The following is a 20,087-nucleotide window of genomic DNA, read 5'->3' as shown; positions in this document are numbered from 1 at the left end:
CCCGGGTCAGTGGACGTGACCGTCCCCGGGAGCCAGGGGGAGCCGCAGGACGAAACGGGCGCCCTTCGGGCTGTCCTCGATCGTCAGCGTGCCGCCGGAGCTCTGCGCGATCTGGCGGGCGATCGGCAGGCCCAGGCCGGTGCCGCCGGCGTCCTTGCTCCGGGCCGCGTCCAGCCGGGTGAACCGCTGGAACACCAGCTCTCGCTTGTCAGGGGGCACTCCGGCGCCGTCGTCGACGACCTCGAGCACCCCCTCCCCGGCCTTCGCGTACGCCGTGACCTTCAGCGTGGAGACGGCGTGGCGCTCGCCGTTGTCCAGGAGGTTGTTGAGCAGCCGGGCCAGGGCCAGGCGGTCGCCGACGACGACGGCCCCGCCGCCCAGGTCCCGTACGACATCGACCTTCCGCTGGCGGCGGTCCAGCTCGTGGGCGGCCAGCTCCCCGAGGTCGACGCGTTCCAGCTTGGGCGGCGCGCCCGCGTCCAGCCGGGCGAGCTGAAGAAGGTCGGTCACCAGGGCCTGCAGCCGGTCGAGGCTGTCCAGCAGCGCCTGGCCCCTGGCGGGCCAGTCGGCCTGCGCCGGGTGGAGGAGTGCCTCCTCGATCTCCGTCCGCATCGCGGTCAGAGGGCTGCGCAGGTCGTGGGAGGCGTCGGAGGCGAACCGCCGCTGCCGCTCGACCGCCATCTCCGCCCGGTTGAGCGTCTGGTTGGCGGTCTCGGCGAGCCGCCGGATCTCGTCCCGGAACTTCGGCACCGGCACGCGCTGGCTGAGGTCGGTCGCGGTGATGTCGGCCAGTTTGTCGGTGATCGCGTCCACCGGTGCCAGCGCCTTGCGCACGGTCTCGTAGGTGCCGACGGCGGTGAGCCCGATCAGCAGCGCGGAACCGGTGAGGATGGCGGCCGGCAGGGGGGCGCCGACGTGCCAGGGCACCTCGTCGTCGGCCGCGTAGATGGTCCACAGCCCGTCCGGCTGCTCGATCCGGAAGGCGACGACGATCATGCACCGCCCCGGGAAGGCGAGGGAGTGGCAGAGGATCTTGCTGGCCTGCGGGGAGGACTCGACCGGGCGGAAGGCGGCCATCCTCGGCCGGGTGAGGATGGCCGCGCTTCGCGAGACGATCCGGCCGTGAGGGTCGATCACCTGCACGTCGGCGTCGGTCTCGTCCAGCAGCACCGGCGCGATCCGGTCCCGTTTCACCTGGTAGGCGATCCGTGCCGCCGTGGCGGCGATCTGCTCGGTCTTGTACCTCTCGGCGGTGCCGCGGACGGTGATCAGCACGAAGATCGCGGCGATGGCGCAAAGGAGCGACATGACCACGCTCGCGATGACCGTCAAGCGGACCCTAACCGACCACCCGTGCCACAAGCTCACCCGATTCCCCCCGGCAATCAGATGATCACACTAAGTCAACTCGCCGCACCTTTAGGGCAATTTGCCTCCAAAACTGGACAAACTCCCATCAGAGCAATGCTCTGTATGGACGCTGAAGTGCTAATTAGAGTGAGAACGGCCCCACGCCCCGGCTCAGGAGGTCAGACGGTGCCCGGCTCCGGCATGCCCCCCGGCTTCTACGCCATCGCGCGAGCCGATCCCGGGCGGCGCGCCGTGATCGACGCCGACGGCGCCACCACGTCGTACGGCGACCTGCTGGCCAGAGTGGACCGGGTCTCCCGGGGCCTGCGGGGCCACGGGCTGCGCCGGGGCGACGTGGTTGCGGGCGTGCTGCCCAACGGCCTCGACGCGCTGGTCATGCTGCTGGCCACCGGCCAGATCGGCCTCTACTACGTGCCCGTCAACTGGCATCTCACGCCCGCCGAGGTCGCGTACATCCTGCGGGACTGCGACGCGCGGCTCGTCGTGCACGGCCCCGCCCTCGCGGGCGCCGTACGGGAGGCGTGCATGCGGGCGGGCGTCACCGAGGTGTACGAGGGGACGGCGCGGCTGGCGGAGGGGTGGCCCGCCACCGCTCCCGAGGACCGGACGTCCGGCGCGGTCATGTGGTACACCTCCGGCACCACGGGCTTCCCCAAGGGGGTGCAGCGGCCGCTGCCGTCCCGCGCGCCTGAGGAGGCCGTGCCGCTGCTCAGGTGGTTCGTGGGAGAGGTGTGCGACCTCACCGCGGGCGACGACGTCCACCTCGTCACCTCCCCGCTCTACCATTCCGCACCGTGCGCGCACGTCTCGCTGGCGCTCCATCTGGGACACACCGTCGTCATCGCGCCGCGGTTCGAGCCGGAGGCCGTCCTCGAACTCATCGGCCGATACGGCGTGACCAACGCGATGATGGTCCCGACGATGTTCCACCGGATGCTCCGGCTGCCTCCCGAAGTCCGCCAGAAATACGATATTTCGTCATTGCGGCAGGTGTTCCACACCGGCGCCGCCTGCCCGGTCGCCGTGAAGAAAGCGATCATGGAGTGGTGGGGCCCGGTGCTGTACGAGTACTACGGCTCCACCGAGTCCGCGATCGCCTTCGCCGTCAAGCCGCGCGAGTGGCTGGAGCGGCCGGGGACGGTCGGCAGGCCGGTGCCGACGTTCGAGGCGAGGATCCTGGACGAGAACGGCGACGAGGTGCCTCCCGGCCGTCCCGGGATGGTGTACGTCAGGTCGGCGACCAACCGGTTCGAGTACCGCAAGGACGCGGAGAAGACCGCCGCGAGCATGCGCGGCGACTGGTACGCGCCCGGCGACATCGGCTACCTCGACGAGGACGGCTACCTCTTCCTGTGCGACCGCCGTACCGACCTGATCGTGTCGGGCGGGGTGAACATCTACCCGGCGGAGGTGGAGGCGGCGCTCCTCGACCACCCGGCGGTCGCCGACGTGGCGGTGATCGGCGTGCCGGACGAGGAGTGGGGCCACCGGGTGGTCGCGCTCGTGCAGCGGGCGTCCCAGGTCACGGCGGCGGAGCTCCTCGGCCACCTGGAGCCGCGGCTGGCCCGCTTCAAGCATCCCCGGCTGGTCGAGTTCGTCGACGAGCTGCCCCGGACGCCGACGGGCAAGCTCTCACGCTCCGCCGTACGGGAGGCGTACCTGGCCCGGCTGGGCGCCCGCACCGGCCCCTGACGCGGCGCCTCCGCCTGTTGGGACGTCGAACGCGGGGGCACGGCCATCGCGGCGACGGGAAGACTGGGGTTATGGACGTGACGAGTCGCGCTTTCGACTGGATCGGCTCCGCGGCGGTGGACGTCGACGGCGGCCTCGGGTGGCTCGAACGCGGCGTGCTGTGCGACGACCTATACTCCGGTACGGCCGGGGTGCTGCTCGGCTGCGCCGAAGCCGTGGCGGCCGGAATCGACCCGGCGGGGGTCTCGACGGGTGCTCGCGGCCGCCTGCTGCACCTGGCCCGCGAGGGCGGGGCCGTGTCCACGATGCCCGATGACGGGCTGTTCTCCGGGTGGGCGGGAGTCGTGGTGGCGTTGCGCGCCTGGTCACATGCCGCAGGCGACGAACAGGCCGCCGCGGCCGCCGGCCAGGTGACGTCGCGGATCGCCGAGCGCGTCCGGCAGGTGCCACACGACCGGTCGCGGTACACCGACGTCATCTCCGGGGACGCCGGCATCCTGCTGGCCCTGCTCGTGAACGGTGCGGACACCGGAGCCGCCCATGTGCTGGCCGACCGGCTGGTGGAGATGGCCGAACCGGCCCCGGACGGGCTCAACTGGCGGATGGTCGCCGGACAGGAGTACCTCCTGCCCGGGTTCTCCCACGGCACCGCCGGGGTCGCGTACGCCCTGGCCTCCGCGGGCCGAACGCTGCGCCGCCGCGACCTGGTCGACGTCGCCGTCCGCGGGGCCGACGCTCTTCTGACCGCCGGGCACCACCCGGACGGCTGGGCGGTGCCGGTCACGAGTTGCGCGACAGCCGCCTGCCCCTCCGGCTTTACCCCGGCTACGGGGACAACGTCGCACGGTGCTGCGGCACCGCCGGAGTCGGGCAACTCCTCCTCGACCTCTGCCAGGCCACGGGCGACACCGCCCTGCTCGACTGGGCCGGCACCCTGGCCGCCGACGTCGCCGGCCGCGCCCTGACCACTGCGCGCGGCGTCACGTGGTCCAACACCGAACACACGGCGACCCCGCCGGAACTGCCGCCGGAACCGGGGTTCATGCAGGGCGCCGCCGGAATCGCCGGCTGGCTGGCCAGACTCCACGCCCTGCACACCCGTCCCGGCCCGCTGCCCGCCCTCACCAGGCCCGGCCCCTCATGGCTCTGACCGCGATGTCGGGACGGCCTGCGGAAACCGTGCGGGGCGCCAGGCTCGAACCCGAAGCGGGCGCAGTAGTCGGCGGGGGGCGTCGAGGCGGACCCGGGTGAACACGACGTGACCGACGGCGTCGCCGTCATGCTCGGCGACGAGGTATGCGCCTCCGGCCGGGGTGATGGCCGGGCGCAGCGACTCCACCAGGCGGGCCACCGGCCTTCCGTGGGCGCCGAAGACCTTCAGGTGGACTTCCCCTACGGCCGGCCGGTCTTCCACGTGTTCAGCCCGTATGAGCGCGAAGCATTGGCAGGCGTCCCCGCTTTCCTCATGTCGTTTTCCCGCAAGGCCGGCAACCCGTTCGATCAACGGCCGCCGGGCCGCTCGACCACGTAGTGGCCGCCGGTGAACCCCGCCACCCTGGCGCCTTCCGCCATCAGCCCGCCCAGCACGTCGCGTACGGCGTGCCGCCACTCCTTGGCGGCCTCCGGGTCCTCGCGGCGCAGCGCCTCGATGTCCTCGGGAAGGGCGACGAGGACCACTCGCCCGCCGGACGGGCCGGCCACCGGCCGTCCCTCCCGCAGGGCGAGGCCCGTGACCGCGTCGCGGGGGATCCGCGGCCGGTACGGCACGCCGCCGCAGGCCTCGGCGACCCGCGGATCCTCCAGCCGCCACACCGCGAGCACCCGGTCCGACTCGTCGCCCGCGTTGACGGCGTCGCCCATCGGCCCGTAGAAACCGGGCATGTAGTCCTCCGGCAGCGCGCCGAGCTTCGCCAGGTTGAAGTGGGCGTTGCGCCGTACGAGGGGGTCGAAGGTCCACGTGATCCGGCTGATGCCGTGGCCGAGGGCCCACGCCCGCTGGTGCAGCTTGAGTGCGAAGCCCGCGCCGGGCCTGACGGCTCCGGCGACGTGGGAGTGCAGCACCCGCCCGGCCGGGGCGGCGAGGAACCCGGCGGCTGCCCCAACGAGGTCGCCGCCGTCGAAGGCCCCCGCGACGTAGTTCCCCGTGTGCGACAGCGCCCGCATCAGCTCCACGGTCATCGGCGGGTTCCACGGCTCGGGGTGCCAGATGTGGTCGAAGAGCCGGACGACCCGCTGGAAGTCGGCGATCGTGTCCAACTCGGCCACCCGGACCCCTCGGCGCGCGGCGACGACCGCCGCCTGGTCGCCCGGGGTCATGCCGTTCTCCCGCGGTACGCGTCGTCTCCGCCGCCCGCGTCGCCGCCGGGAGGCCCTCCGGACAGGACATGGGCCGCGAGCGCCGCGAGCAGACGGGCCCGGACCGGCATCTCGGCGACGATGACGTGCTCTCCCGGGGCGTGGGCGCAGCCGCCGACCGCGCCGAGCCCGTCGAGGGTCGGGCAGCCGACCCCGGCCGTGAAGTTGCCGTCGGAGCCGCCGCCGACGGTGGCGCCCTTCAACGGCGCCATCCCGAGCTCGGCGGCGAGGCCGGCCGCCACGTCGAAGAGGGCGGCCGAGGCGGCCGGGTCGAGCGGCGGCCTGTTCGGGCCGCCTCGCAGCTCGAGCCTGGTGCCGGGAATCCGCGGCGTCAGGGCCCGCATCAGTTCGTCGACCCGCCGCTGCGCCTCCGCGTCGGGGACGCGGACGTCGATCGCCACCCGCCCGAGGCCGGGCACGGTGTTCGTGCTGGTCCCCGCCGACAGCATGGTCGGCGTCACCGAGGTCAGCCCGGCCTTGGACGACGAGTCGAGCCGGGCCGCGATGTCGGAGATCGCGAGGACCTGGTGGGCCAGCTCAAGCCCGGCGTTGGCCCCCAGCTCCGGCTCCAGGCCGGCGTGGGCGGCCCGGCCGTGCACGGTGAGCTCGTAGCGGGAGATGCCTTTGCGCGCGGTCTTGAGCGCGCCGCCGTCGGCGCTGGCCTCCGCCACGAAGGCCGCCGCGCAGCCGGAGGCGGCCGACTCGATCAGGGCCCGGGAGGTGGGCGACCCGAGCTCCTCGTCCCCCACCACCAGCACCGCCAGGCCGTCCGGAGACGGCAGGGAGGCGACGGCGTGGAAGATCTGCACGAGGCCGGCCTTCATGTCGAAGACCCCCGGCCCCCTGGCGATGCCGTCCTCGACCGACCAGGGGTGCTCGCGCAGCGAGCCGACCGGCCACACCGTGTCGTGGTGCCCGAGCAGCAGCACCCGCGGCGTGCCGAACGACCAGCGCAGGTGGGTCACCCCGCCGATCACGATCGTCTCCGGCTCCGCCCGCAGCAGCCGGCGGCCCAGGGCGGCCACGACGCCGGCGCTGCGGGCCACCGCCTCGTGGTCGGCGGAGTACGACTCGCAGCGCACCAGCTCCTCGAGGTCGGCCAGCATCGCGTCCAGGTTCACGGCTGGGGCCGCCCGAGCCCGGCGCGCAGCAGCCGCATCACGTTGGATCCGATGATCTTCACGGTCTCCTCCTCCGAGAAGCCCCGCTTGAGCAGCGCCTCGGTCACCAGAGGCAGGCCGCGCGGGCCGTCCAGCCCCGGGATGGCGGCCATTACGTCCAGGCCGCTCTCGCTGAAGTCCTCGCAGGGCGGGGTGAGATCCGCGTAGACCTCCCGGATGAAGTCGGGCCCGAGCCCGACGTGGTCGATGCCCGCGACCCCGGCGATGTGCTCGATGTGGTCGACCAGGTGGTCGATCGTCGCGGCCCGGGCGTCCTCCGTCAGGAACGCGGCGAGGAAGTTGACGCAGATCACGCCGCCTCCGGCCGCGATGCCCCGCAGTTGGTCGTCGGTCAGGTTGCGGTGGTGGTCACGCAGGGCACGGGCGGAGGAGTGGGTGGCGATGACCGGCCTGGTGGCGATCTCCAGGACGTGCGCGACCCCCGACGCGCCGAGATGCGACACGTCGAAGACGATGCCGAGCCGCTCCATCTCCCGGAGCGCCTCCACCCCCTCGGCGGTCAGCCGGGAGCCCGTGCCGTCCTGCCCGCTGCCGTCCGCGAGAGGCGTACGGCCCCAGTGGGCGATGGAGGCGACGCGGACGCCGAGCCGGTGCAGGGTCGAGATGAGCTCCACGCTGGCGTCGACGCCCGGCATGCTCTCCATGGCCAGGACCAGGGCGATCTTGCCGAGGGCGAGCGCCTCGTCGATCTCCTGGCCGTCACGGCAGAGCACCACCGCGTCGGCGTTGCCCTCGGCGATCACATGGGCGCACTCGATCATGCGCAGGGTCTGGCGCAGGGCCCCCTCGGGCCGGAACTGGCCGTCCACGAACACGGGAAGGATCTGCACGTCGACGCCGCCCTCGGCGAGCTGGGGGAGCCAGCGCTCCCGGAAGAACGACGCCCACCGGCCGGGTGGCCGGGCGGAGACGGCCATGAGGAGATCGTTGTGGGTTTCGGCGACGACGGCGTCCCTGTGCAGGTTTTCCTGCTGGTGAACGGACATGCCGGGGTCCTTCCTCGCGCGGGGGCGTCAAGGGGGACGTTACCTTGCCAGGACGGCTCGGCCACCACGCTGTAGTGTGCGCCCGTGGCATCGATCTCCAGCACTCTCGCCGAGGTGGTCGCCGAGATGGAGGGGTTGTACGACCCCTCCTGGGCGGAGCCGTGGGACGCCGTCGGCCTCGTCTGCGGCGACCCGGGGCAGACCGTACGGAAGGTCCTGTTCGCGGTCGACCCGGTCGCCGCCGTCGTGGACGAGGCGCTCGGCTGGGGTGCGGATCTGATCGTCACCCACCACCCGCTCTATCTGCGGGGGACCACGAGCGTCGCGGCCACGACCTTCAAAGGCAGGGTGGTCCACCGCCTGATCGGCAACGGCGTCGCCCTCCACACGGCGCACACCAACGCCGACGTGGCCGACCCCGGCGTCTCCGACGCGCTGGCGCGGGCCGTCGGGCTGACCGGCGAGCTGCGGCCCCTGCAACCCTCCGCCGCCGATCCACGCCGCGGCCTCGGCCGCGTCGGGACGCTGCCGTCCGCGATGCCGCTGGGCGAGTTCGCCGCTCTGGCCGCCTCCGGCCTGCCCCGTACGGCCGGCCCGCTGCGGGTGGCGGGGGACGTGTCCCGCCCGGTCCGGACGGTCGCCGTGTGCGGGGGAGCGGGCGACTCCCTGCTCGCCACGGCCCGCGCCGCCCGCGCCGACGTCTATCTGACCGCCGACCTGCGCCATCACCCGGCGAGCGAGCACATGGAGGCCGACGAGCGGCCCGCCCTGATCGACGCCTCCCACTGGGCCACGGAATGGCCCTGGCTCGCGGACGCCGCGCGGCGTCTGACGTCAGGGTTGGCGGCCAGGGGCATTACTGTTGAGGCGCGCGTCTCCAACGCCGTCACGGACGCGTGGACGGCGACGACTACCGACTTGGACCCCCGAGCATTCTGAGGGATTTGGGATGAAGGCCGCACCGGAAGCACAGAAGCGTCTGCTCGATCTGGCGGAGGTCGACGCGGGTCTCGACCGGCTGAGCCATCGCCGCCGTTCCCAGCCCGACCTCGCCGATGTCGAGGAGCAGTCCAAGAAGCTCGCCCAGCTCGCGACTCAGATCATCTCGGCTGAGACGGAGGCGGGCGACCTCGCCCGCGAACAGGCCAAGGCCGAGTCCGACGTCGACGCCGTACGGGCCCGGGTGGACCGGGACGCCAAGCGTCTCGACTCCGGCCAGGTCTCCTCGCCGAAGGACCTGGCGAGCCTCCAGTCGGAGATCGTGTCGCTGCGCCGCCGCCAGGGGGACCTGGAGGAGATCGTGCTGGAAATCATGGAGCGTCTCGAAGCGGCCCAGTCCCTCGTCTCCTCGCTCCGGTCGGAGCGCGAGAAGGTCACGGCCACGCTGCGGGCCGCCGAGGACCGCCGTGACGCCGCCTTCGCCGAGATGGACAAGGAGCACGCCGACCTGCAGGCGAAGCGCGCTCCGTTGCTCGCCGACATCCCGGCCGGTCTGCTCGCCCTGTACGAGAAGATGCGCGAGCAGTCGGGCATGGGTGCCGCGCTGCTGCAGGGCGGCCGGTGCCTGGGCTGCCGCACCACCATGTCGATCGCGGACCTCAACCAGGTCCGCGCCGCCGCGCCCGACGAGGTCGTCCGCTGCGAGGAGTGCCGCCGGATCCTCGTCCGTACGGCAGAGTCCGGCCTGTGACGCCGGTGGGGGCCGCCGGGTTCGTCGTCGAGGCCGACGGGGGGTCGCGGGGGAACCCCGGCCCCGCCGGCTTCGGCGCGGTGGTCAAGGACTCCGGTGGCCGCGTGCTCGCCGAGTCGGCCGAGTCGATCGGCACCGCGACCAACAACGTGGCCGAGTACCGCGGCCTGATCGCCGGGCTGCGGGCGCTGGTGGCGCTCGGTGTCGAGGGCGGTCCGGTCGAGGTGCGGATGGACTCCAAGCTCGTCGTGGAGCAGATGGCCGGCCGCTGGAAGGTCAAGCACGAGGGCCTGCGGCCGCTGGCACTGGAGGCGGCCGCCCTGGCGAGGAAGTTCCGCGTCACCTGGACGTGGATCCCCAGGGAGCGCAACACCCACGCCGACCGCCTCGCCAACGAGGCCATGGACGCCGCGGCCCGGGGGGAGACGTGGCGGTCGAGCGTGATCTCCTCGGAGACGGAGACTCCCGAACCGGCCGAGCCGGTCGCGGTCGTGGAGCCCCAGGCCGGGCCTTCCGACGTCGCGGCGGGCCGTGGGGGCAACGGCTGGATGCCCCGCCCGTCCCGAGCCGCCACGTCGCTGCTGCTCCTGCGGCACGGGCAGACCTCGCTCTCGGTGGACAAGCGCTTCTCCGGCACCGGCGACCCGGCGCTCACGGGGACCGGTCTCGCACAGGCCGAGGCGGCGGCCCTGCGCCTGTCACGGCCTCCGTACGAGGTGGGCGCGATCGTCAGCTCCCCGCTGGCGCGGGCCCGGCGTACCGCGGAGGCGGTCGCCGTCCGGACCGGCCTGCCGGTGCTGGTCGACGACGACCTCCGGGAGACCGACTTCGGGGCCTGGGAGGGGCACACGTTCGCCGAGATCCAGCAGCGGTGGCCCCGGGAGCTGGCCGCGTGGCTGGCCGACCCCGAGGTCGCTCCGCCCGGTGGGGAGAGCTTCGCCACGACCGGCCGCAGGGTCGCCCTGGCACGGGACCGGATCGTGAAGGCGCATGAGGGCGCCACCGTCGTGGTGGTCTCCCACGTGACTCCGATCAAGCTGCTCGTACGCTTCGCGCTGGAAGCGCCGCCCACGTCCCTCTACCGGATGCATCTCGACCTCGCCTGCCTGTCGGTGATCGACTATTACGCCGACGGCCCGGCGGTGGTGCGGTCGCTGAACGACACGGCGCACCTCGCCTGACCGCTAGGCTTGTGAGTACGGCGGACGAGTCGGCCGGGCGGCCGCGTCAGGGCTCTTCGCAGTCCTGCCGAGGAAGGTCCGGGCTCCACAGGGCAGGGTGGTCGGTAACGCCGACCCGGGGTGACCCGCGGGACAGTGCCACAGAGAACAGACCGCCTCCCCTCGCGGGAGGTAAGGGTGAAACGGTGGTGTAAGAGACCACCAGCGCCCACGGTGACGTGGGCGGCTCGGTAAACCCCACCCGGAGCAAGGTCAAGAAGGGGCGCTCCCTGGAGCGTCCCGCGCGCGACGTTCGAGGGCTGCCCGCCCGAGCCGCGCGGGTAGACCGCTTGAGGCCGCCGGCAACGGCGGTCCTAGATGGATGGCCGCCGGTCAGCCGCGAGGCTGGCCACAGAACCCGGCCTACAGGCCGACTCGTCCGCTCTCACCCCGTCTGAGCTGGGCCTGCTCCTGGCTCACTCCTGCTCGGGGCACATCGGGGGCACATCGAGCAGCGATCCGGCGTGCTCCTGTAGCGAGCCGCCCATCAGAAATTAGCCCCTATTACGGCTTCGCTTACGTCTTCAAGCCGCCTTCGGCGGAGCGAGTGAGGGGCGAGCGAGGGAAGCCCGCCGAGAGCACCAGGGGAAGAACGTCAGGAAGCACAACCATCCCAAGAAGCCGGCCACGGCCCGCATGCCCGGGAACCACACGCACACGAGCATGAGCCGGGCTGGGCCGCGCGCCTCGCCACGGCGGGCGTGCGGCTCTTCGGCCGGTCCCGCCTCGCGGTCGCGCGGCCCGCCGGCAAGCACGGTACGACGGTCGGAGAACTGACGGCACGGTTGACGCCGATGAAGTCTTTTCCGGCGGAGCAGCGAAGACCTTGGGGCGCTGCCCCCAACCCCGGGGCGCTCAGGCCCCGGGATGATCGCGACACGTGCAGGGGCCGCACGGGGTTGAGGTGGAACCCTTAAAACGCTGGCGCCCGTTAGGTCGAAGACACGTCCACCGAGCAGCTACCATACGCTCGGTGATCAGGTTCCGCTTTGCGTTGACACCACTGGGCCAGGTTTCTCCCTGGGGCCGCGAGGATCGTCAACTGCACTGGTTCGGACTAACCGATGGCTGGTACTGGATAGAACTGACCGGTCAGGAGTTGCTGCGCTACTCACCAGAAACGCTGCAGCAATGTCGGACCGATCATCCTGCGGTGCAGCGCCCATATGTCGACTACTACGTGGCTCGGCTATGGGAAGACATCAACGAGATGACACCCACTGTCCTCCAGCCGGTGCCAACCGATCTCCTGGATTTCGTGGCCAGCGTCCCCGACTCCTGGCGGCCGATGGACAGCGATGAAGCCTTGATTGCCGCGGAGTGGCACGCCGAGCATGCCTTAGATCTCGGCTACATCCGACAACCGCCCCGCATCAGGGCTTGGCGCACCGTCAGCGACAATTTCGACACGGTGACAGTGACCTGGCGGCATGACGACGATGGCGACATCCGGTTCACGGCCGATCCGGCCGGTCAGGTCGTAATCCCGACCGAATCGTTTCTCACCGCCGTCCGGCAACTCGACCATGAGCTCATGACCGCCATGGAGCGGAGAACCAGAGTATTGGAGCGGACAGGGCCACCGGGCGGTGTCCGGCTGGACCTGGATGCACTCCGCGCCGAGCACGTCAATCGAGCGGCATGGCTGGCTCAACGCTTACAACAGGAACCGGCAACCGACTGGGCAGCCGTCTGCACGGGCGCGGAAGAGCTGCTCCCGCGTTGAGGGTTCGCGAAAGCCCGGCTTCATGGAGGGAAGGCAAGACGTCAGGCATGCGGCCTGTGCGTGAAGTCGGAGATTGTTGCTGCCCGCGGGGCGAGTCGGGGGCACATTGAGCAGCGATTCGGCGTGCTCCTGTAGCGAGCCACCCATCAGAAGTTAGCCCCTGTTACGACTTCGCTTACGTCTTCAAGCCGCCTTCGGCGGAGCAGCGGTGCGGGGAGGAGGTGAAGCGTGGAGTTGAGGGGCAGGCTCGACGATCCGATGGATGGGCGCCCGCAAGGAGAACGGGCGCGCCGGGAGATGGGTCGGTGGAGGAGCTGTTGGTGAGTTGCTTCCGGTGGCACCGCGGAGGGGGCGAATGAGGGGAAGCACAGCGCTGACGAGCTTGTCATCACGGCCCGCACTCAGGAGACGGGGACCCTTCGAAGATCAGCTTGGAGGGCAGGGGAGGGAGAATCGCGGGCAGGGTGGTGCCACTCCCGAATTGGCGGGCCAGTGTAATTGCGCCCCAAGCTGACGATTCAGCACCACCGCAACGATTCGTCAAACCCCTCATGCGCAGAGGTGGCATGCGTCCTGATGCACGATGGGACACATGGATAAGGCGACCTTTGACGAGGTTTCGGTTCTCTGGGCAGAGCACCTCGGTGCGTTCGAACCTGATGATCTCCGGGAGGCGGAGGTCTTCGGGCGGTCATTCATGGAGCTGGATGCCTACTTGGCAGGATGCGTGACCAGCTATGTCGGCAGTCGCCGAGGTGTCCTGGAGGCCGATCAGCTCCAGATGGTCAGCGATTGCGCCCGTGATCTACGTGCTCTTCTCCCGCGACTTCGCGGACGAGAGGGCCGGAGTTACGTTGCCAGGCTCATCCGCATAGGCGATCTGATCTTGAATGATCACCCGGTACCTCAGCCGATGCCAGAGCATTAGAGGCGATAAGTTTCAAGGCCGGATGCGTGACCGGCTGCGTGGCAACGCTGGCGGACGATGCTGGACCCTGGCGGAAGTCCATGGACGATCAGAGCAGGTCAGCAACATATCCAAGCAGCTCAGGCGTCCGTCCCCGTTCCCTGATAAGGAAGAGGATCCAGCACCTCTGATGGGAGGTTCCAGCTCACCTGATCGGCTGATTCGCCCGTATGCGCCATAAAACTTGGCGGGCTTCCTTGGTACCCAGAAGGGTCAAGGCTTCCAGTGCGCGGTCTCGTAATGGCCCATCCTCGTACTGCGCCACCTCAGTCAACAACGGAAGCGCTTCCGGAGATCGAGCTTCGGCGATCAGTTCGAGTAACCAGCACCGTAACCCATGGTCTTCGTGCTCCCTGCGGAACTCGCCGATCAGCTCGGCAATTTGATCCGCTACGTAGGGCCGAAGGCTGTGAAAGCCGTCTTCCTGCTTCTGCGGATCGCTTGAGCGCATCAATTGCATGGCGTCTCGAAATCGGTTGGTCACATGGCTAAGGGTATCGCTGAAAGCCCCCACGAGGGCGCGCCCAGGGGGCAGATCGCAGCCGAAAACGGCGGCAAGTGATGGCAACCAACGGAAGTGTCTCCCCAGGTCGGCGACAGTTTGTACGCCGTTATCGTAGGTAGGGAGCGTGTCGAATTCGAACCGGGCCTACAGGCCGACTCGTCCGCTACACAACCTCTGACCAGGCATTTAGCTTGATCAGAGATTCGCTAGCTTCCCCAGCTCTTCATCTCTCGGGAAGAGATGTCCGTAAGTGTCGAAGGTCTTGGATGCTGGCATGACCCAGATGAGTTGGCCTCGTATCAGCATTCATGTTCGCTGCGACAAGCGTAGATACAACAGGGCCTGCCGATGGTGGGGTGACCTCTATGAGCTATGCCCCGACGAACTTCTGCCCGAATTGAACGGCGAGAAGAACAGCGAGAAGATCACGCACTGCTTCAGCAGTACCGCGTCCAGAAGCGGTAGCGATGAGTCAACCTCCTCCACCGTCCGGTTGCGCACCAAGGTCACTCGAGCGGCGTCCACATGATGGACGCCGCCCTCACGGAGTTGCCGGCGCTCGGGGCTCAGCGGGCGATATGTCAGTTGCAGCGGGACCGTCAGGCTCCGCGGCTGACTTCCCATAGCTGATTCATGCTTTGCGCCAACGGGGAGTATTGAACTTTGACGAGAACGGGGCGCTTCAGGCGCTTGAGCACCGCGGTCATCTGACGGGCGTTGCAGGCAATTGAGCCTACGCCCTCCTCGTCCGCGTTGCGCGGATCACCACCGGTGAGCCAGTCGGCGTTACATGCCTCAGTGATTCGATTGAATCCAGCCATCCAGTCGTACCCGAGTTTCATCGGCTGACCGCCCTCCGGGGTGAAAGTCACGATGCCGCTGATGCTGGGGCCCGGAGTTCCGTCTCCGAGGTACCGAAGGGTGCCAAAGGCGGTCTTGGGTCTCTCGGTCGCGACGCCGGGCCAGAACTGATGGATCGTGGTGGCCTTGGTGCCGTTATAGATGATGCGGACCAGCGTGGGTCCGAGAGTGAAAACGAAAGCGAGGTCGCGAGAAGCACATGCGGTCTTGCCGAGGCCCTTGGCGCTCACGGCGTACTTGCCGCCGTTGTCCCTGGCGCCGCATGTGACCGACGTCCGGTAGAAGGAGGCCGAGGAGTAGTCGAGCCGAATCTCTTTGGCTCCGGCGAGAGGCTTCAGACGGAAACTCCTGATTCCGTAGTGCATCGTGACCGGTTTGGCTGCGCGCGGCACGATGCGGAGTTTTCCCTTCCCGTCCGGCCAGGCCCAGCCGTACGCGACTTTGGCAGAGGAGGCTTGGGCCGGCACGGCGGTCAGACCAGTCGCGATGAGGCCGGCAATGGCGGTGGAGACCAACAGTCGCACGAAATTCTCCTGGGAAGACGGCACGGCGCTATACAGGACGCACAGCCTACTGACCCGTTACGACATTTGAGTCGACGTTGTCCACCGTCCGGCTGCGGACAAAGGTCACCCGCGGGGCCCGTCTCCCCGCACCGCCGCCCCGGCCAGCAGCGGTGGCACGCGGTCAACGCACTCCGTCTGATTGCCCTCGCCCGCGCCGGTGCCCGTTTTCGAACGTGGTCAGCTCGTCGAGCGCCCCGATCCGGGCGCCGCCTGAGCTTCCTCAACTGATCTACGATTTTCGGCAGCTATTCCACCAGCGGCTCGGCTCACCATTTCCATTGTCATCCGTCTCAGAAAGGAGTCCCGTGGCATCCATCAAGGACATCGTCTTCGACAGTCCTCATCCGGCTTCGGCCGCCCGATTCTGGGCGCAGACCCTGGACGGCTACGAGATCGCGCCGTACGACGAGGAGGAGCTGGCACGGCTGCGCTCCATGGGCATCAACGACCCGGAGGACGACCCCACGGTCCTGCTCGTCCACACCGCTGGCAGGCTGCCGCGCATATTCTTCCAACTCGTGCCGGAGAGCAAGCGGGTCAAGAACCGGGTTCATCTCGACCTGAGCGCCGCCGATACGGTCGCAGAGGTCACGCGGCTGTGTGCGCTGGGGGCAACGGTTCAGGCCGAGCGTGAGGACTGGATCACGATGCAGGATCCCGACGGCAACGAGTTCTGCCTCTTGCGTTCGTGAGCGACACCACGTTCCGGCTATGAGGAGTAGCGGGGCTCGGATGCACACCTTGCGGCTCCGCTCTCGGTGTGGAGCGCGGCCTGTTTCGCCTTTCGCGATTTCGTCGCCCTGCCGATCCTGGCCGGCACCCTCCTCCCGCTGGCACTGGTCCACTGTTTCGGCGGGATCTGTCCGCGCTGGTTGGTCCCGCTGGCAGGACGTAATGTGCCGCGATGGCTCGTGCTCGGCCCCGCCATGTTCGTCGCCGCGCGCCTGGCCGGCTACTTCGGCGTGGCCGGGATGACGGCTGCTACGGCTTGACCAGGCCGGATTGTCCTTTCCCTGGGCTCGCCGTCCCGCGTGTCTCGCGAACGTCACTATGATCTTGCACGATCGGGCCGGCGAGTGTGATCGCGTTCGCTGATGAAAGTTTCAACAGCACATGTGATTCACCACTGCTGATGTAGGAGGTCTCCTCCCTCAACCCGCCCGGGATGCGGGCCGGCCCGGCGGAGGTCTGACGCGCCGTGGGCGCCGCGTGGAGGATGACGCCGGGCGCCGGCGCGGCGACGGACCCACCGGGCCCGACCTGGCACATCGGGGCTACGAGCCGCCAGGTCGCATCTACGCATGACCAGTGGGGTTCCACCGCGACCCACGGGAAGCCCGCCAGGTCGTGGAAGATCGCCCGGCGTCGCGGCACCAGGGTGGACGAAGATGCGCCTTCCCCGCTCCATCGACTGTTGCGCGACACCCCTGTTAATGCGACATTACCCCCAAGCATCATTCGGCATACGTCATACGTTACGAGGTCGAAACATGGTAGCCACGTCTGCCACGGATTCCTGGGACGTGTTATGAGGAGACCTCTCGCCCACGGGCGGCGCGTGACCCTCGTCAGCGTGGCGCCGGGAGCGGACGACCAAGGACATTCGGCCTCACCGGCGACGAAATTGCCGAGGCCCACGCTCTGCCGGCGATCGCCGCGCATGGCGTGAGGGTGGCCGCCCCTCGGCCGGTGCACGGCCCTTCGATCGATGTCCTCAACTGCAACAAAAGCGCCATGCTCGCTCAATGGCACACCCCGATGAGTTCTGCTGCTGCAGGGTGATCGCGTGGCGAACACATTTGCTCGGAACCAGCGAAAGGAACAGAGCGTGAAGTCAGCCCTGTCCACCACTGGGAAGGCGTTAGCAGCGCTTGCGGTGTTCGTCGCCGCTGTGTTGCTGCCGGCCTTCGCAGGTGCCACCCCCGCCTCGGCGGCGACCCAGGCAACCTACTACGTCGCTCCCGACGGCAACGACGCCAACCCCGGGACGATCACGTCACCGTTCAAAACCATGGAGCGCGCGAGGGACGTCGTTCGCTCGGTGAACGCGAACATGACGGGCGACATCTACGTTTATCTCCGCGGGGGCAACTATCCGGTCGGCAGCACTATTGACTTCACGCCGGCCGACTCCGGCACGAATGGTTACCGGGTCATATACGCCGCGTACCAGAACGAGACGCCGATCCTCAACGGAGGCGTCCAGGTAACCGGATGGACGCAGCACAGCGGCAACATCTGGAAAGCCCCGCTGAATCGCAGCAACAAGCTCCGTGCGCTTTATGTCAACGACAAGCGAGCGTACATGGCGTCCAAGACGATCAACTCGGGCGGGTGCTACGGAACCTACACCATCACGGCGGGGCAGGCACCCTGGGCGTGGGAGTCGGGTTCGCAGTGCGCGGGAGCGAAGTACAGTCTGAACGATTTCCCGGCCATCGCCTCCAATCAGGACGACATCGAGATCGAAACGGCGACGACCTGGACCACGGCCATCGTGGGAGTTCGGCAGGTCACCTCTGACGGCACGAACCGCATAGCCACGTTCCAGCAGCCGGGAGCGGCCATCGCCCAGGGCGCCTTCAACGGCAACGCCCAGGTCGGCGGCAGCCACAAGGTCATGAACGCCTACGAGTTCCTGGACTCGCCGGGCGAGTTCTTCTTCGACAAGACGAGCAAGACTTTGTACTACTACAAAGCGAGCTCCGAGAACATGTCCACCGCGACGGTCTTCGCACCGAACAACGTGTCCACCCTTCTCAGGGTCGCCGGCACCTCCACGAGCAGTCGCGTCCGGAACATCACATTCTCCGGCCTCACGGTCCAGCACTCCGACTGGAACCTGTTCAACGTGGCCGGCTCGGCGTTCAAGCAGGCCCAGCAGGGCAATCTCGGCGCAATCGCATATGCCAAGCAGAACTTCCACGCCTATTACTACCGCAATGTCGACGTGGCGCCCGGCGCCATCCAGATCGAGAACGCCGACGGGCTCGTCCTGCAGAACAACCGGATTCAGCACACCGGCGTCGACGGAATCAACATGGTCAACGACGTGGTGAACACGCAGTTGATCGGGAACTACACGAACGACATCGCCGGATCCGCCATCACCGTGGGCCACCCCCAGAACGTCTACATCGGGGACTACACCGCGACAAATCACGAGAAGTATCCCGCTCAGGTCGAAGGTGCGCCCAAGAACATCGAGATAAAGAACAACTACATTTACGACAGTGCCGTGCTGTTCAACGGGCACAGCCCCATCTCGGCGTACTTCGCCGACGGCCTGTCCATCCAGCACAACCGCATCGAGAAGACCTCGTGGTCCGGTATCACGCTCGGCTGGGGGTGGTGGAACTTCGACGGATCGTCAGGCTCGATCGCGCCCAACCGGCCGACCACCACGGCGAAGAACAACACCATCAGCTACAACCACATCATTGACACGGTGCAGCGCCTGGGTGACACGGCTCCTATCTACACGCTGGGCAACCAGCCGGGAACCACAATCACCAACAACTATCTGCAGGGTGTCCCGGCCGGTCACAAGTACGGACTCCACCCGGACGAAGGCTCAGGGAACATAGCTTTCCGCGACAACGTCCTGAGTGTGGACAAGAATGTCACGTGGCTCATCAACTCCGACGACTTCGGGCGTAAGCATGATCTGAGCATGACGCAGACATACGGCCCTATCAACAAGGTCTCCAACAAGAACCTGCCTAACAGCACGATCCAGGATATCCTCGTATATTCCGACTATGTCTGGCCGTCGCAGGCCTATGCCATCGCCGTGAACTCCGGACCCGAGGACGCGTACAGGAACGTCATTCCTCAGAGCAATGTCTCTCTGCCGGATTACGTCCTGCCTGCCAGCACGTTCGTGGGCGCCGGTGTGACATCGATTCCCATCCGGAGCGCCGGCGACGCGAGCAAGACGGTCTGGCTGGCTCCCTCGGGTACGACTTCCTTCACCGCCGGCAACACGATGACCAGGGCGAGCGGAACCGCGACCTCCATCGCCGTTCCGACGACGGCCGGTGAGTACCGGCTCTACGTCGTGGACGCCCAGGGGAATCGATCGGCTGAGTCGAAGTCGCTCGTCAGGCAGGGAAACACCGGCAGCCAGCAGAACGGCACGATCGTGGGCGGCCAGTCGGGCCGATGCGTGGACGTCACCGGCGGCACGGCGACCAACGGCGCCCAGGCGCAGCTGTGGGACTGCAACGGCGGCACCAACCAGCGGTGGACGTACACGTCGGGCAAGCAGCTCCAGGTGTTCGGCAACAAATGTCTGGACGCCTACAACAGGGGCACGACCAACGGCACCCAGGTGATCATCTGGGACTGCAACGGTCAGAACAACCAGCAATGGAACGTCAACTCCAACGGCACCATCACCGGCGTGCAGTCCGGGCTGTGCCTGGACGCCAACGGCGGCGGCACCGCCAACGGCACCAAGCTCATCCTGTGGGCCTGCAACGGCGGCGCGAACCAGCAGTGGAGCGTGCGCAGCTGACGTGAGGTTCCACCGGGCCGCGGGCGGTCGTACACGCACCGCCTGCGGCCCACCCTCTCGCGTGGCGAGGGCACTCTCGCCGCCGTCCACTTCTCGCCCCTGCCGCCGGAGCCGGCCGGCCGGCCGGGAGCCTGTAATGCGAACGTCCCCCGGACCGGCCCCGGTAGCGGGCCCGTCCCGGGGGAAACGTACAGTCCCGACCCCGATGGCTGTGCCCACGCCGGTCGGACGTGTCGATGACGTCCAACCGGCGTGGGTGACCGTGGGTGGTGCCTGTCGCAGGGTCAGCTTCGGGTCCACTTCTGGTTGTTCGCGCCGGTGCAGGTCCAGATCTGGACTTTGGTGCCGTTGGCGGTGCCGAACGCGGAGACGTCCAGGCATTTGTTGGCGCCGACGGCGGTGATGGAGCCGTTGGAGTTGAGGCGCCATTTCTGGTTGTTCTGGCCGT

15 protein-coding genes, 1 other RNA gene and 2 pseudogenes are annotated in these 20,087 nt (G+C 68.6%); 11 read left to right on the top strand and 7 right to left on the bottom strand.

Translation table 11 applies throughout. From position 1 onward, the window contains the following. Positions 1-6 precede the first annotated feature (6 nt). On the bottom strand, positions 7-1,332 hold the full coding sequence (locus tag AB0B72_RS33180; RefSeq protein ID WP_367743280.1) for a sensor histidine kinase: 1,326 nt from the start codon (positions 1,330-1,332) through the stop codon (positions 7-9). A gap of 204 nt (positions 1,333-1,536) precedes the next feature. Between AB0B72_RS33180 and AB0B72_RS33175 the strand changes: the two genes are divergently transcribed. The 4 genes and pseudogenes from AB0B72_RS33175 (at position 1,537) to AB0B72_RS33160 (ending at position 4,594) form a co-directional block, all read left to right on the top strand. Beyond that, positions 1,537-3,063, top strand: coding sequence for an AMP-binding protein (locus AB0B72_RS33175; RefSeq protein ID WP_367743279.1), 1,527 nt, complete (start codon positions 1,537-1,539; stop codon positions 3,061-3,063). Positions 3,064-3,134: 71 nt separating this feature from the next. Beyond that, a pseudogene (locus tag AB0B72_RS33170) lies at positions 3,135-3,764 on the top strand (lanthionine synthetase LanC family protein); the annotation flags it as partial. An 86-nt stretch (positions 3,765-3,850) separates the two neighbouring features. Further along, positions 3,851-4,093 (top strand): annotated as a pseudogene (locus AB0B72_RS33165) (hypothetical protein); the annotation flags it as partial. A gap of 228 nt (positions 4,094-4,321) precedes the next feature. Next, positions 4,322-4,594 (top strand): hypothetical protein, encoded by a 273-nt coding sequence (locus AB0B72_RS33160; protein WP_367743277.1) that lies wholly within the window; start codon positions 4,322-4,324, stop codon positions 4,592-4,594. Here the strand turns inward: AB0B72_RS33160 and AB0B72_RS33155 are convergent. From AB0B72_RS33155 to AB0B72_RS33145, 3 genes are read right to left on the bottom strand one after another with little or no spacing between them, the layout of a single operon-like run. Beyond that, positions 4,564-5,379, bottom strand: a complete 816-nt coding sequence (locus tag AB0B72_RS33155; RefSeq protein ID WP_367743276.1) for a GNAT family N-acetyltransferase — start codon at positions 5,377-5,379, stop codon at positions 4,564-4,566. The genes AB0B72_RS33160 and AB0B72_RS33155 overlap by 31 nt on opposite strands. Then, entirely contained in the window at positions 5,376-6,524 is a 1,149-nt protein-coding gene (locus AB0B72_RS33150) for a M20/M25/M40 family metallo-hydrolase (protein ID WP_367743274.1), read from the bottom strand. Before AB0B72_RS33150 ends, AB0B72_RS33155 begins: the two co-directional genes overlap by 4 nt. 11 nt (positions 6,525-6,535) lie before the next feature. Continuing rightward, positions 6,536-7,585, bottom strand: coding sequence for a dipeptidase (locus AB0B72_RS33145; RefSeq protein ID WP_367743273.1), 1,050 nt, complete (start codon positions 7,583-7,585; stop codon positions 6,536-6,538). A gap of 84 nt (positions 7,586-7,669) precedes the next feature. On the opposite strand from AB0B72_RS33145, the gene AB0B72_RS33140 reads away from it, so the two are divergent. The 5 genes from AB0B72_RS33140 (at position 7,670) to AB0B72_RS33120 (ending at position 12,221) form a co-directional block, all read left to right on the top strand. Further along, positions 7,670-8,524: a Nif3-like dinuclear metal center hexameric protein gene (locus AB0B72_RS33140; RefSeq protein WP_367743272.1), complete on the top strand. Its 855-nt coding sequence runs from the start codon at positions 7,670-7,672 to the stop codon at positions 8,522-8,524. A 10-nt stretch (positions 8,525-8,534) separates the two neighbouring features. Next, entirely contained in the window at positions 8,535-9,275 is a 741-nt protein-coding gene (locus AB0B72_RS33135; protein WP_367743271.1) for a zinc ribbon domain-containing protein, read from the top strand. After that, positions 9,272-10,456 carry a bifunctional RNase H/acid phosphatase gene (locus AB0B72_RS33130; RefSeq protein WP_367743270.1) on the top strand — a complete coding sequence of 395 codons (1,185 nt, stop codon included), beginning with the start codon at positions 9,272-9,274 and terminating at the stop codon, positions 10,454-10,456. The genes AB0B72_RS33135 and AB0B72_RS33130 overlap by 4 nt, the downstream gene beginning before the upstream one ends. A gap of 25 nt (positions 10,457-10,481) precedes the next feature. Then, positions 10,482-10,877, top strand: an RNA gene (gene rnpB, locus AB0B72_RS33125) — RNase P RNA component class A. A 591-nt stretch (positions 10,878-11,468) separates the two neighbouring features. Continuing rightward, entirely contained in the window at positions 11,469-12,221 is a 753-nt protein-coding gene (locus AB0B72_RS33120; RefSeq protein ID WP_367743269.1) for a DUF5984 family protein, read from the top strand. A 1,112-nt stretch (positions 12,222-13,333) separates the two neighbouring features. Here AB0B72_RS33120 and AB0B72_RS33115 read toward each other — a convergent pair. After that, positions 13,334-13,672 (bottom strand): HEAT repeat domain-containing protein, encoded by a 339-nt coding sequence (locus tag AB0B72_RS33115; RefSeq protein ID WP_367743268.1) that lies wholly within the window; start codon positions 13,670-13,672, stop codon positions 13,334-13,336. A gap of 620 nt (positions 13,673-14,292) precedes the next feature. After that, positions 14,293-15,078 carry a hypothetical protein gene (locus AB0B72_RS33110; protein ID WP_367743267.1) on the bottom strand — a complete coding sequence of 262 codons (786 nt, stop codon included), beginning with the start codon at positions 15,076-15,078 and terminating at the stop codon, positions 14,293-14,295. Between the two features lie 347 nt (positions 15,079-15,425). On the opposite strand from AB0B72_RS33110, the gene AB0B72_RS33105 reads away from it, so the two are divergent. Further along, a complete protein-coding gene (locus tag AB0B72_RS33105; RefSeq protein WP_367743266.1) occupies positions 15,426-15,812 on the top strand; it encodes a VOC family protein in 387 nt (128 codons plus the stop codon). 1,136 nt (positions 15,813-16,948) lie between these two features. After that, positions 16,949-19,639, top strand: coding sequence for a lectin (locus tag AB0B72_RS33100; protein ID WP_367743265.1), 2,691 nt, complete (start codon positions 16,949-16,951; stop codon positions 19,637-19,639). A 284-nt stretch (positions 19,640-19,923) separates the two neighbouring features. On the opposite strand, the gene AB0B72_RS33095 is transcribed toward AB0B72_RS33100, so the two are convergent. Beyond that, on the bottom strand, positions 19,924-20,087 hold a 164-nt coding region (locus tag AB0B72_RS33095; protein WP_367743343.1), incomplete at its 5' end, for a ricin-type beta-trefoil lectin domain protein.

This window comes from Microbispora sp. NPDC049125, assembly GCF_040802045.1.
Lineage (GTDB): Bacteria > Actinomycetota > Actinomycetes > Streptosporangiales > Streptosporangiaceae > Microbispora.
The sequence above is the reverse complement of the archived record's forward strand: the minus strand, read 5'-3'. Positions and strand labels throughout refer to the sequence as shown.